We start from the raw sequence: 13,087 nt of genomic DNA, 5'->3' as shown, positions 1-13,087 counted from the left end.
CGCGAAAAATCAGGCGGCAGCTCCGATTTTTCGCGATCACCGCGTGCATCCATTTGCTCTCCTTGTTCTTCTCGCGGCATCGTCCGCCCCTGCGTTCGCCGAAGAGGCGCGTGTCAGCCTGTCCGACTGGGGCGGGATCGGGCTGTTGCAGGCGCCGACCGCGCGGATGGCGCCAGACGGCTCGATGAGCGGCGGGCTGACCGCGCTCGGCGACTTGCACCGCCACTTTACGATCTCGGCCCAGCCGCTGCCCTGGCTGGAGGTCACCGCGCGCAACAGCGTCTATCCCGGCTATTACGGCCTTAGCGAACCTGGGCTCGACCTGAAGCTCCGCTTGAGGCGGGAGAACGAGCATGGGCCGGCGATCGTGGTCGGTGGACGCGACGTCACCGGATCGGGGCTGGACCTGCCGGGCAAGGGGCGCTTCGCCGGCGAATACATCGCCTTATCGCGCCGTTGGTGGGACCTGGACCTGACCCTCGGCATGGGATGGGGCACGCTGGGAGAGGCCGGGCAGTTGCGCAACCCGCTGCGCTTCCTGGGCGGCCGGTTCCGCCGCGACCGCGATCCTTCCGCCTGGCCAACCACCCGTGGTCCCAAGGCATGGTTCAGCGGCGAGCGTGTGGCTTTGTTCGGCGGTGCCGAATGGCACACGCCGGTCGACGGGCTGAGCCTGAAGCTGGAATCCTCCGGCGATCGTTTCCGTGCCCAGCGGCAGGACGAACCCGGCTTCGATCCCGGCAGCCGCTACAACCTCGGCCTGTCCTGGCGCCCGACATCCTGGGCCGATCTGGGGGCGGCCTACGAGCAGGGACGGCGGCTGATGCTGCGGCTGTCGGTCCGCTTCGATCCCGCAGTGGATGCCGACCGCCCCGATCACCCTCCCCCGGCCATCGGTCCGCGCCCCTCCGCCGGATCGGCGCTGTCGGCTGATGCCATCGCCCTGGTGGCCCGCAGCCGCGGCCTGCCCGTCCGCTCAGCCCGGATCGAAGGTGAGATGGTCACGCTCTGGCTCGACCCGGCCGGCAGCGGGCGCATGCCGCTGGCGCGCGAGGTCGGCGACGCCGCCCGCCTGCTCGCCGACCTCGCCCCGCCGCAGGTCGAGCGGCTGCGCGTCGTTACCGGTGTTGCGGGTCTTGACACCGCTTCCGTGACCCTGCTGCGCCGTGATCTGGAACGGGCAGCCGGCCACCGTGGCAGCTCCGAGGAGATCTGGCGCACCACCCAACTCGCCTCCGCGGCCGAGCCGCCGCCGGACTGGCGCCCGCACCTCGACCTGTCGACGCGGCTGGTCGCCACCTTCGATCTGGCGGAGTTGGGAACCACCCTGGCCCAGCGCACCCACACCGACGTGATGCTGCGGGCGGAGCCGCTACGTGGATTGGTGCTGGGCGGCGGGCTGCGCATCAACGCGCCGAGCGATCTGGAGTTGCTGGACACCAATGCCCTGCCGGCGGCGCAGCCGGTGCGCAGTGATCTGCCCCGCTACACCGACCGTCCAATTGCCCTCGAGCATGCCTATGCGGCGTGGCTTGCCCGGCCAATGGATGGACTGACCACCCGGCTGTCCGCCGGCCATCTGGAGGAAATGTACGGCGGGATCGGCGCGGAGGCTCTCGTGCAGCCGCTCTCGGCACGCTGGGCGATCGGACTCGACGTCAATCAGGTGTGGAAACGGCGGCCGGATGGCCTGTTTGCCATCGACCGTGGCGATGCCCGCGGCACCGGCCATGCCAGCCTCTATTGGGAATCCCCCGGCGCCGACACGACGACCGCGCTTCGACTCGGCCGCTATCTCGGTGGCGATTGGGGCGGCACGGTGGAGGTGATGCGGCGTTTCGACGGCGGCATCGGTCTGACCGCCCATGCCACCTGGACCGAGGGGCCGGATGGAGCCCAAAGCCGCTTCGGCGGGCGGATGGACTGGGGAGTGGCGCTGGTGGTGCCGATCGCCGCGTCGGGTTGGTTGCCGGTCGGCGGAACGGTGGAAACGGCTGTCCGCACCCTGGGCCGCGATGCCGGGCAGCGTTTGCAGCAGCCCCTGCCGCTCTACGACCTCCGCGTGCCGGGAAGCGTCGGCCGCCTCACCGGCACATGGTCGCGACTGCTGAATTGACTCAGCGGATCGGCTTGGTACCCGGCGTGATCACCGAAGAGTTGATCACCGAAGATTTGGCGGGCGTCGTCGAGGAATTGCGCGGGTCGAGCACCACGGTCGTCCATTGGCCTTGCGGGGTCATGGCACTGGCGACGTAGCGGTCCCCCTCCTTGCGGAAGTCGCGAACCGAGACATAGCCGGCGGCGCTGAGCTGGTTCAGCAGCGTCGTCTGTTGCAATTCGATCGGCTTCTGCCCCCGGCCACGACGCCCGGCGAGATCGGACGCCGATCCACTGGCGGAGCCCGTCACCCCGGAGACATCGCCACCGGTGCTTCCTGAATAGGTGGAATAGCTTTGCGAATAGGTCTGCTGTGCCATCGCCGCCGGAGCCACCGCCAATGACGCGACCATGGCCGTCAGGATCAATCCATTCCTCATAGCGTCCTCACTCGTTGTCGTCCCTTGTGGCCGGCGGATGCCAGGCCTCTCAGGAAGCGGAAACGCTCCGGCAGCCCCGTTGTTGCATAAATGCCAGTCCGCACCAGCCCTACGGCACCCCGATACTCCGACCGGTCAGGAGCCGGGAACATCATGCCCATGGCGTTGTTCTGGTCTTCGAATGCCGCCTCACCGGCTGTGCTTACCGTCACCTTGGCCCGACTTGCATGACCCAGGAGGCCGAGGGACGGAGACGACGGGACGGCGGGTGCGGTCACGACTTGTCTCATGCGTGACGCCGGCAGTCCTTGGTGACTATTCGGCCAAGCGAAGGAGGATATGATGCTTTATTGGGCTCTCGTTTTCTTCGTCATCGCGCTGATCGCCGGCGCGCTCGGGTTCGGTGGGATCGCGTCGGCCAGCTCCGGCATCGCGCAGATCCTGTTCTTCCTGTTCCTGGTCCTGTTCGCCATCAGCCTGATCATGGGTCTGGTTCGGCGACGGTAGGGAAGCGGCAAACCGGCCGGTTGATCGCAGCATCTCCTGACACTGCAACACGCTCTCCTCCAGAGACGACGTCAGCGCCGGCGAGCCCGGGCGGAATCTCGATTGTCCCTGCCTCCGGCGGCATCCGACGTGGACGCCGCCTTTCTTCTTCGCCTGTGGCCGTCGTCGACAATCATGAAAAGGGGTGCCCGGCGACCGGACACCCCACGAATTTCACCAGGCGATCGAATTCAGGCGTCCGTGTCGTCCGATGGGTTCTGCCCCTCCATCAGCAGCCGCAGGGCGCGGCGACCGCGGGACAGGCGCGATTTCACGGTACCGATGGAAATCCCCAGGATGTCGGCCGCCTCGTTGTAGGAGATGCCCTCCAGCCCAATCAGCAGAACCACCTCGCGCTGCTCGTTCGGCAGCAGGGCCAGCGCGCGGCGCAGGTCGCGCAGTTCCATCCGCACGAATTGCGAACCGGGAGCGGCGCCGATGGCGGCCTGTGCCTCCGCATCGATGTCGACCACCGGCTGGCGGCGGCGCACGCCGTTGATGTGCAGGTTGCGCAGGATGGTGAACAGCCAAGCGCGGAGGTTGGTGCCGGGGCGCCACAGATGCAGCCGCGACAGCGCGCGCTCCAGGCATTCCTGCACCAGATCGTCGGCCAGCGTGGCGTCGCGCACCATAGCGCGGGCGAAACGGCGAAGGCGCGGGATCTCCTCCTCGATCTGACGGATTACCGCCGGATCCGGCGGAGCGTTGGGATCGGGGTGGAACTCTTCTTCCTCAGCAGCTTCGATAGCAACGTCAACGTTGGCAACTTCAGCATCAGGGGCATCGACATCGGCCGGGGCCTCGTCGATCTCGCTGCTGGCCTTGGCCCTCCTGGCCTCCGCATGGACAGTCAAATGGGTCTCCATCCTGGCATCGGCCCTGGCATCAGCAGTGTCTTGGTCAAGGTACGTCGGCAGGCCATCCGAACGGGTCCGGCCAACGGCCTCGGCGCCGAAGGGCACCGGCTCGGCCGGAACGCGCAGTCGGTGGCTCAAGGTGGTCGCGACGTGGTTCGCCATCGGTAAAACGATGCCTCCTTCAATGCCGTTCGCCACGGCGCCGCCGCCCGCATCGTGGGTGCGGATGGCTTTGCCGGGGCCTCCGGCGCGACGGCCCCGGACAACGGAGAGTTTCCATCGTCCGGGGCCGTCGAATTTCGCAGCCGATTATCTGGCCCGATCCGTACGTAATGAGCGCACAAAGGAGCTGCCAGTTGGGAAAAAGGCTAGTGGGTCATACAATGGAGACAATTAACCCCTAGAGTACCCCGGCTATCCCAGTCCAATCACCGTTCGGGCATTGGCTTAAAACTTGGTCGTTGGTTATTTCTCCAAGTCGATTGGAGGACGCATGACCAACATGAAAAGAAAAAGACCGACCGACACCAGTCGATCGGCCTATATATTTTTTATTGGCAGCGCCACATCAACCAGTTACGGCGATGTATTTCCCGGCAACCGGCGTTCCGTTTCGGCTTATGCCGCCATGCCCGTCACTCAGCCAGTTGGGTGCAACGGCGTCCTCCCAGAGAGATCTGCTCCCAACCTTTTGATGGTCTCCGAAAGCTTGAAGAAAATCATACAGGGGGGTCCGGTGGAAGGCCACACGAACCTTTGCGGTACATCGTCCGCGCCGCACGCTTCGACAACTTCACGGCGCAATACCAAACGCCCAATCTGCAACACGCGCATGGCGGCACTCGCGGCGGCGGCACTCCTGCCCGGTCTGTTGGCCTCGGTACCGGCCAGCGCCAGCATCGCCGAAAAGACCGTCGCAGCACTGGAAGCCCTGGCGAGCAAGGGCAGCGCCCGCGCCCAGTACGAACTGGCGCAGCATTACGAACGCGCCGACGGAGTGAAGGCCGACCAGCGACTGGCCTTATCGCTCTATTGCAGGGCCGCCCGGCAGGATTACGCCGACGCCGCGCTGATGGCGGGGCGCATGCACATGGGAGGGTTGGGCGGCGTGTCCAAGGATGCCGACTTGGGCCGAGCCTGGCTACGCAAGGCCGCCGCATTGGGCAACGAGCAGGCGGAACGTCTGGTCGGCAGCGCCGGCGGAACGGTTAAGACACCCGACCGCTGCGAACCGCCCAACCTGCGCTGGGGCATCATCCGCAAGCCGCCGGCCGAAATCCGCGCCATGGTGCAGAAGATGGCGCCGACCTATGGCCTCGACCCTGATCTGGTGCTGGCGGTCATTGCGGTCGAATCCGGCTATCGCATCGACGTCGTGTCGAACAAAAACGCCCAAGGGCTGATGCAGTTGATCCCGGAGACGGCGGAACGCTTCGGCGTGTCCGATCCCTTCAACGCGGAACAGAACCTGCGCGGCGGCATGAAGTATCTGCGCTGGCTGCTGGCCTATTTCGACGGCAACGTCGCCTATGCGCTGGCCGGCTACAACGCCGGCGAGGGGGCGGTGCTTCAGTACAAGGGCATCCCCCCCTATCGCGAGACGCAGGACTATGTGACCAAGATCCGCGGCGTCTATGCGCAGACCTATCATCCGTTCAACCGTGACGTCGTCCAGTCGGCCGGCCTCGTCAGCAGCGCGCGAGAGGAGGTTGCAGAACTGTCGCTTTCGACCAAGGCGCGCAGCAGCGGAAAACGATGAGAACGGAAGATTGCGACTCGGAAAAATGCGACTCGGGCGACTCGGGCGGCGTTTGGTTAACACTTTGGTTATAAACTGACGATTACCCTCGGGACACGACGGATTTCGCAAGCGCTGGCGCCCCACGGGACGCCTTCCCGCGTCACCCGCCAGCGTCTCACCCGCAACGTTTCTTCCGAACGTTTCCCGAGGACCCGCCCGATGCCCATGGCCGCCGACGTCGACACCATCGAACGCACCTCCATCGTCGCCTACACGCTGTTGAACGAACTTCATGAAGTCCTGGCCCTGCCCAAGGCTCCGGACGACGTTACGCTGGGCATCCTGATGGGCATGGCCATGTTCCTCGACGACAAGGTCGGTCCGATGCGCGCCAAGCGCCTGATGGCCGAGGCGCCGACCATCGTGCTGAAGACGGACGCCCACGTCACCACCGACCAGACCCAGCGGATCATGCCGGTCCTGCGCGCCTTCGGCGATCACCTGAAGGAACTGCGCATGAAGGCGGAGCGTCCGGTCAGCGGCTCAGTGGGCTGACGCCACCAATAGTTTTTATCGCAACGGACCCGGCACCCGGCGCGGCGCCGGGTCCGTTGCGTTTATGGATTGCCAGGCTGCTTGACCAATAAGTGAAATGGGCGGAAGCTTTGCGCCCATGGACTGGTTCACCGGGGTCAGCATCGTCGCCATTGCGGCCGGCGTGACCATCAGCCTTGTCGTGCTGGTGGCCGTCGGATCGATCCGCCGCAGCCAGAACGAGGCGGCAGCTCGCCAGTCCCAGCAAATCCGCAAGCTGACGGAGACGGTGGCGACCCTGTCCCAGCAGCAGCAGGCGGCGCAGACCCGCATCCAAGAATTGACCGACGCCAACCGCAAGCTGTCCGACGAGTTGTTGGCGCTGGGCGAACGGTTGAGCGACGCCGATACGGTCCAGCGCGTGACCGGCACGGCAAGGCTTCTCCATTGACCGTCACCGCCATTGCCGATGCCGCATCATATCTGGACCAGCTAGCCCCGGCCCTCTCCCTCAATAATCCTTCTCATACACCACCCCGAACTTCGTCTCCGAATTGGCCCCGACCGAGGCGGTGCCCTTCAGATTCTTGGTGATGTCGACCTCGACCTTGGCGCGGCTTTGGTTGGCACCGATGCCCTGTTCGACGCCAACATAGACGCGGTCGCTGACATAGCGGCCGGCCTGCACCGCCCCGCCCTTGCCGTTCTCACCCTGGGTGAAGTCCAAACGGTCGACGCCAAGGCCGCGGCGCACCTTGTCCAGGATGCCGCCTCCTCCGCCGCCGACCCCCGCCAGCGACGCCGCCGACTGGGCAAGCTGCACCGCTTCCGCCGCACTCAGGTCGCCGACCGACTTGCCGAACAGCACGCCGGCCAGGACCTCGTCCTGCGGCAGTCCCTGGGGGGAGGTCAGTTCGATCTTCGGCTGGCGGGCGGTGCCGCTGACCACGACATCGGCGGTGATGCCGTTGGCCGTCGCCTCCGCCAGGAGATCGAGCCGCGGGTCGATCGGCTGGGTACCGTCGAAATCGAAGACGCCGCGCTTGAACTCGAAATTCTTCGCCAGCAGGTTCAGGCTACCCTTCAGGATGTTGAAGCGGCCGGTCACCTCCGGCGCCGCGGCGGTGCCCTTGACGCGCAGACTGCCGGCGAGTTCCGCATCCAGCCCACGGCCTCGCACGAAGATCTGGTTCGGCGCATTGACCGTCATGTCCAGCGCCAGCACGAACGGTGTCGCGGCTGGTGGTGTCTCCGCCGGCTGCGGCACGCGGCGGGTACCGCCGGCGGTCGACACCTGCGTCGTCCCGCGGGCACGGCGGCTCTTGCCGACCTCCGTCACCTTCAGGTCGACGACGTTGGCCGGCATGCGGTCGGGCACCTGGATTTCGGCTCGGCGGATGTCGACCGGCCCGGCCAGCCGGGCGTTGGCGAACCCGCCGGTCAGGGTCAGGTTCGCTCCGATCTCCGCCGTCACCAGATCGATCTCCACCAGCCGGGCATTGTCGGCCTGAAGTGCGATGTCGAGTTGCCGGTCGGCGGCAGCACCCGGACGGATGACGCCACTGGCGCTGATGGCACCGCCATTGCGGGTCCGACCACGGAAGCTCTGGATGGTGAAGACGTCGCCGTCGCCGGCCAGCCGCGCTTCGATGTTGGTGATGACCGCTCCCGACGCCCGATTCTCGTAGCGCCCGTTCGCCAGCACCACCGATCCGCCGAGCGACGGCTTTTCCACCGTCCCGCCAGCGCGCACATCCAGCCGCAGCGATCCGCGCGCCCGGTCGCCAGATGCGGAAAGCAGGTCGTTCGCCAGCGACAGATCCACCGTGCCGTTCACCGCCGCCTCGATCGCGCCCTTGGGCGGCACGCTGACGGCATAGCTGTCGGGATCCATCACCAGGGGAAGGGCGGCGGTGGCGGTCAGCGTGCCGGCATTCTTCGGCATGGCGATCCGGCCGTTCAGCGCCAGCCGACGGTCACGCCATTGGGCGTCCAGCATCGCATCGATGCCCGGCAGCCCAGCCTGGGTGGTCTGTTGTGCCTTCAGGCCACTGACCCGCAAGGTGGCATCGGCACGCGGGTTGCGCAGCGTTCCACCGAGCGACGCCCGCGCATTGGCGATTCCATCCAACGCCAGCGTCGGGCTGGCCAGCTTCGCCAGCGCCAGCGGCAAGCGGTCGACCGTCAGTTCGCCGCTCAGCCGATCGCCGTTCAAGCCGAGGTCGGCGGCAAGACGGGCGTTGCCCGACGACAGCCGCAGTTCCTTCACCTCGTACCGGCGCTCGGCCAGCAGGATGGTGGCTGGCGCCGTCGTCCGCAGATCCTGCCCGGCATAGCGCGCCTGCAACCGGTCGAGCCGGATGCGAGTTGCCTCGCCCTCGCGCGTCATCCCGCCGGCGAGATCCAGCGAGATCGGCTGCGCACCCGCTCCCGCGGCATTGGCCTGGAAAGATGCCTTGGTCAGCGACCCGTCGACGGATGCGGTGACGCTGCGCAGATCATTGCCGGCAGCGTTGCCTTCGGTCATCTCCACCCGCGCCTTGCCGCTGGGAATGCCGAGCGCATCGGCGACATCGGCCTTGGCGGTCAGCCGGCGGGCAGTGAGCAGCGGTCCAGCTTGCCCCTCCACCCGCAGGTTGCTGGCGTCGGCGCTCAGGTTGGCCGCCTGCTTGCCGCCCTTGCCGTCCAGTGCCAAGGTGAAGCTTGCCCCGCCGCCGAGCGGCATCCCGGCCAGTTCCGACAGGCCGTTCAGGTTGGGCAGCTTGCCCTCCAGCCGTCCGGTGGCAAGCAGTGTGTCGAGCGCCACTTGCGCCTGTCCGGTGATGCGGTTGGTCCCATTGGCGATGGTTAGCCCGTCCAGCCGCAACGCCTGCTCGCGCAGGGCATAGCGTCCATCCACCGACAGCGGCGTATTGTCCAGGCTGGTCCGTGCCGAGACCATGCCATTCGGCGTGGCCGGCAGCCCGGCGGCGGTCGCCTTCGCCTCGGTGGCACCCAGCCGGCGCCCCTGCACCACGAGGTCGCGGGCATTCAGCGTCGCCTGCGCCTCGATGGCGTCGAGCGGGCCGCGGGCGGTCGCTTCCAGCGTCGCTGCCCCCGACATCAGCGTGCCGAGCGCGCTTCCCAGCGGCTCCAGCTTCGCTACGGTCAGGGTGGTGCGGGCATCGACCTTGTTGTCCACGAGAGCCGCGTTGCCGCTCAGCTTGCCGTTGCGGCCATCAACCGACAGATTGCTCAGCCGCATGGCGCCGCCCGGCTCCATCCGCGCCGCCAGCGCCAGCGTCGCCTTGTCACCCAGCATCGCGTCGGCCGGCGTGCCGGTGGACAGGCGGTCGAGGCTGCCGGTCAGGTCGGCGGTCAGCGTGCCGTCGGCAACGCGCTTCACCGGCCCGCTCAACACCACCGCACCGGCCAGCGGCCGGCCGGCGAGTCCCGACAGGGGAGCAAGATCGTCGGCACTCGCGCTCAGCGTCAGATCGACAGTCTGGCCCCAGCCGTCGACATTTCCCTTCGCCTCGGCCCGCGCGGCGGCAGCGGTCAGCGCCAACGTCTCCAGCCCGATCCGGCCGCTACCGGTGTCGATCTGCGCCTTGGCAGTCAGGATGGTTTCCGACCCGGTAAGGCTGGATAGCGCCGGATCGTCAGCGGCAAGGTCACGCAGGGTGGCGTTCACCGCGACGTTCAGCGCATTCAGCGTTCCTTCGGCGGAACCCTCCACCACTCCCTCGCGCCAGGACAGCGGCACCAGCGGGTGCAGGGTGGAGTCCGGTCCGGCCTGCAAGCGCCAGTGCAGGTTCAGGCTCTTGTAATCGGCGGCGACATCGCCATTCACCGTAGCGTTCGCAGCGGCGACGGTCAGCGCCAGCGGACGCAGGCTGATGGCGCCGGATGGTGCCCGCAACACAGTGGCGTTCAGCGTCGGGCTGGGGCCGATCAGCGGCGTCACCGTATCGCCTGCCAGCCCGGCGATCAGCGGCGCAAAGTTGCCGCCGGCTGCCAGCGTCAGGACGTGCCCCTCCGGCAGCTTCTTGATGGCGGCGTCTGCGTTCAGCGTGCCGGCGGGTGAAGCCGCCTCGCCGGCCATGGCGGTCAGCTTGCCGGTCCAGTCGTCCAGCGTGCCATCGCCCTTCAGCGCCAGCTCGACGGGCGGCAGGCCGGGGATCGACAGCGTGCGGGCCATGACGCCGCCAGCTGGTTCCGACGCGTTGACCGACAGGGTCAGCGCGTTCTTGCCGGGATCAAAGGCGGCGACCAGATCGGCCTTGCCGGGCTTGTCGTCGATGCGCGCCACCGACAGGTTGGCGTTCACCGCCCCGCCGCTGTGCTCCAGCGCCAGGGCACCGGCGATACGCAGCACCGCCTGCTCGCCCAACAGCCCCGGCGCCAGTTCCAGCCGCTCCACCAGCAGCTTCTTCAGGTCGATGTCGACCGGCAGGCTGGGCAAAAGCGGAGCATTGGGGTCGGAGGGCGCCGCCGGCTGGGTGCTGACCGGCGCGCGGGTCACCTTGATGGAGGCCGCCTCCAGCGCGTCGATTCTGGCGCTACGCATGAAGAGAGCGGACGGCGACAGCACCACATGCAGCCGGTCGATGGTCAGCCAGACGCCCTGGCTGTCAGCCAGCGTGACGGTGGCGATGGTGAAGTCGGTGGGGATACTGCCGTCGATGGTGCCCAGCTTCAGATGCATGTCCGGCGATTCGACCGCGCCCTCGATCTTCTCCGTCAGCCATTCACGGGCGGTATCGCCGGCGAACAGCGAGAAGGCCCGAGCGGGCTGCGGACCGGCCAGCAGGCCGCCAAGGATCGTCAGACCGACCAGAAGGAAGCGAACCGCCGTCACACCATACCCTTTCACCAGCCACCCAAGTCCTAACCGCAATAAATGGTCATCGTCCCGAATGATTGAGACGAAATTGCGCCATCAGAACGCCTGCCCCAAACTCAGATACAACTGCCAGCGCGCATCGCCGCTGGCGGGGTTCAGCGGAACGCCGACATCGACGCGCAGCGGGCCGAAGTCGGTGTAGTAGCGCAGCCCCAGCCCGGCACCGACGCGCAAAGGCTCGCTGAAGTCGGGATAGGCCTTGTCATAGACCGTGCCGGCATCGACGAAGGGCACCACGCCGATGCTTTCCGTGACCTTGATGCGCAGCTCCGCCCCGATCTCGAACAGCGACCGGCCGCCGACAGGATCGTCATAGCGGTCGCGCGGCCCCGCCTTCTGGAAGCCGTAACCGCGCACCGACCCGCCCCCACCCGCATAGAAGCGGTGATCCGGCGGTATATCGGTCAGCGATGTGCCGAGGATGCTTCCCAGCCCGATCCGCGCCGCGGCGACATAGCGCCCGTCCTTGCCGAGATCGTAATAGGTGGAGCCGTTCAGCAGCACCGAGGTGAAGGGCGACTTGGTATCACCGCCGACCGGGAACCAAGGCGTCACCTGCAAGGATGCCCGCTGACCGGATGTCGGGTTCAGCAGATTGTCGGTGCCGTTCCAGGCCGCGCCCAACGGCACACCGATGAAGGAGGTCTGATAGGTGGTGTCCTCCGTCCGGACCCGCCCACGCTCGCCGGTCAGGCCGTAGCTGACGGTCAGCTGGTCGGTCAGCGGCCGTTCCAGTTTCACCGTCAGTTCCGACGCGACACGGCTGTAGGCCGGCGGCTGATCGTTGACCACGGCGAAGTTGACCAGCAGCGACTGCTTCACCGCCAGGAAGTCGGGTTTGCGGAAATTGACGCTGAAGCGCAGGTCCGGCAGGTCGTTGCTCTTGCTCGACGTGCCGCCACTTGAGCCGGCGACTCGCCCGACATCGACACCGACCCGCAGTTGCTCCGCCCCGCCGAACAGGTTGCGGTGACCCCAATAGGCATTGGCGCCCAGCCCGTCCTGGGTCGAATAGGTGACGCCACTGCCGATGAAACGGCGCTTGCGCTCATTGACCGTGACGATCACCGGGGTGACGCCGTCCGGTCCCGGCTCGTCCGCCATCCGCACCCGGACGGTGTCGAAGACCTGAAGGGCGGCGATGTCCTGGCGCGCCTTGTCGGTGGCGGCAGGGTCGAAGACCTGCCCCTCCTTCCAGGCGAGGCGTCCGCGCACCAGATCCTCGTCGACTTTCTCCAGTCCTTCGATGCGGGTGGCGCCATAGCGGGTGAGCGGGCCGGGATCGACGGTATAGGCGACATCCATCGTCCGGTCGGAATGGTCGACCACCACCTCGCGGTCGGACGCCTTGGCGAAGGCATAGCCGCGCTTGCTCAGCCGACCGACCAGCTCCGATTCGGCATCCAGCACCTTCTGCGCCACGGCAGGCGCGCCGGCGGCGAGGCCGAGATCGTCGGTCGCAACCTCCTTCGGCAAGGTCGACCCGTTGGCGCCGCGCACCGTCACCGTCTTGATGTGATAGAGCGGCCCAGGCGTCACCGCGACGGTGACCTTGACCGGCGGCGCCTCCCCACCCGCGGGCAGCGTGCCGGCCGCCGCCGGGTCCTCGATGCGGATGTCCAGCTTGGCATCATAATATCCGGCCGACCGCAGCGCCGTCTGCAGACGGTCGCGGTCGCTGTCGGCACGACGCTCCAGCCCGATCAGCGAGGGCGGATGATCGTCCTTCAGCTCCACCAGGGTGGAGGCGTCGCGCAGCGTGCCGCGCAGGCCGTCATCCTCCACGCCGGTGATGTCCACGTCATAGGTGATGCCGGCCGGCCGCACCTCCTCATCCGGCGGAACAGCCTCCGAAGGCGCCGCGGGCACGGCGCCGGGGATGCTGTCGGGGGGCGAATCCTGGGCATGGCCGGCGTCGGCCGGCCCCAGCATCAGCAGGGCGGCGACCAGCGGTACGGCGATCGGAGCCTTGAGCGGCACGGCTGCA

General features: G+C 67.3%; 9 protein-coding genes. 5 read left to right on the top strand and 4 right to left on the bottom strand.

Annotated features, from left to right (window positions below; all coding sequences use genetic code 11):
- Positions 1-43 precede the first annotated feature (43 nt).
- Positions 44-2,116: a YjbH domain-containing protein gene (locus J2848_RS02730; protein ID WP_149235449.1), complete on the top strand. Its 2,073-nt coding sequence runs from the start codon at positions 44-46 to the stop codon at positions 2,114-2,116.
- A 1-nt stretch (position 2,117) separates the two neighbouring features.
- On the opposite strand, the gene J2848_RS02725 is transcribed toward J2848_RS02730, so the two are convergent.
- Positions 2,118-2,525 (bottom strand): hypothetical protein, encoded by a 408-nt coding sequence (locus J2848_RS02725; protein WP_149235450.1) that lies wholly within the window; start codon positions 2,523-2,525, stop codon positions 2,118-2,120.
- 354 nt (positions 2,526-2,879) lie between these two features.
- On the opposite strand from J2848_RS02725, the gene J2848_RS02720 reads away from it, so the two are divergent.
- Entirely contained in the window at positions 2,880-3,044 is a 165-nt protein-coding gene (locus J2848_RS02720) for a DUF1328 domain-containing protein (protein WP_042689062.1), read from the top strand.
- A 230-nt stretch (positions 3,045-3,274) separates the two neighbouring features.
- On the opposite strand, the gene J2848_RS02715 is transcribed toward J2848_RS02720, so the two are convergent.
- On the bottom strand, positions 3,275-4,102 hold the full coding sequence (locus tag J2848_RS02715; RefSeq protein WP_149235451.1) for an RNA polymerase sigma factor: 828 nt from the start codon (positions 4,100-4,102) through the stop codon (positions 3,275-3,277).
- 670 nt (positions 4,103-4,772) lie between these two features.
- Between J2848_RS02715 and J2848_RS02710 the strand changes: the two genes are divergently transcribed.
- The 3 genes from J2848_RS02710 to J2848_RS02700 all read left to right on the top strand — a co-directional run bounded on the left by J2848_RS02710 (position 4,773) and on the right by J2848_RS02700 (position 6,666).
- Positions 4,773-5,699 carry a lytic transglycosylase domain-containing protein gene (locus tag J2848_RS02710; RefSeq protein ID WP_246194499.1) on the top strand — a complete coding sequence of 309 codons (927 nt, stop codon included), beginning with the start codon at positions 4,773-4,775 and terminating at the stop codon, positions 5,697-5,699.
- Between the two features lie 201 nt (positions 5,700-5,900).
- Positions 5,901-6,236, top strand: coding sequence for a hypothetical protein (locus tag J2848_RS02705; protein WP_149235452.1), 336 nt, complete (start codon positions 5,901-5,903; stop codon positions 6,234-6,236).
- Between the two features lie 118 nt (positions 6,237-6,354).
- Complete coding sequence (locus J2848_RS02700; protein WP_149235453.1) at positions 6,355-6,666, top strand: hypothetical protein; 312 nt, start codon at positions 6,355-6,357, stop codon at positions 6,664-6,666.
- Positions 6,667-6,726: 60 nt separating this feature from the next.
- Here the strand turns inward: J2848_RS02700 and J2848_RS02695 are convergent, their stop codons facing one another.
- A complete protein-coding gene (locus tag J2848_RS02695) occupies positions 6,727-11,070 on the bottom strand; it encodes a translocation/assembly module TamB domain-containing protein (protein WP_246194501.1) in 4,344 nt (1,447 codons plus the stop codon).
- Between the two features lie 66 nt (positions 11,071-11,136).
- Positions 11,137-13,080: an autotransporter assembly complex protein TamA gene (locus J2848_RS02690; protein WP_246194503.1), complete on the bottom strand. Its 1,944-nt coding sequence runs from the start codon at positions 13,078-13,080 to the stop codon at positions 11,137-11,139.
- Positions 13,081-13,087: the final 7 nt, after the last annotated feature.

This window comes from Azospirillum lipoferum, assembly GCF_024170005.1.
GTDB classification, from domain to species: domain Bacteria; phylum Pseudomonadota; class Alphaproteobacteria; order Azospirillales; family Azospirillaceae; genus Azospirillum; species Azospirillum lipoferum.
The sequence above is the reverse complement of the archived record's forward strand: the minus strand, read 5'-3'. Positions and strand labels throughout refer to the sequence as shown.

What these genes read in the sequence shown, in the direction of transcription:
- J2848_RS02720 (WP_042689062.1), top strand. Translation starts at nt 2,880, where the DNA reads ATGCTTTATTGGGCTCTCGTTTTCTTCGTCATCGCGCTGATCGCCGGC.
- J2848_RS02715 (WP_149235451.1), bottom strand. Translation starts at nt 4,102, where the DNA reads ATGGCGAACCACGTCGCGACCACCTTGAGCCACCGACTGCGCGTTCCG.
- J2848_RS02710 (WP_246194499.1), top strand. Translation starts at nt 4,773, where the DNA reads ATGGCGGCACTCGCGGCGGCGGCACTCCTGCCCGGTCTGTTGGCCTCG.
- J2848_RS02705 (WP_149235452.1), top strand. Translation starts at nt 5,901, where the DNA reads ATGCCCATGGCCGCCGACGTCGACACCATCGAACGCACCTCCATCGTC.
- J2848_RS02700 (WP_149235453.1), top strand. Translation starts at nt 6,355, where the DNA reads ATGGACTGGTTCACCGGGGTCAGCATCGTCGCCATTGCGGCCGGCGTG.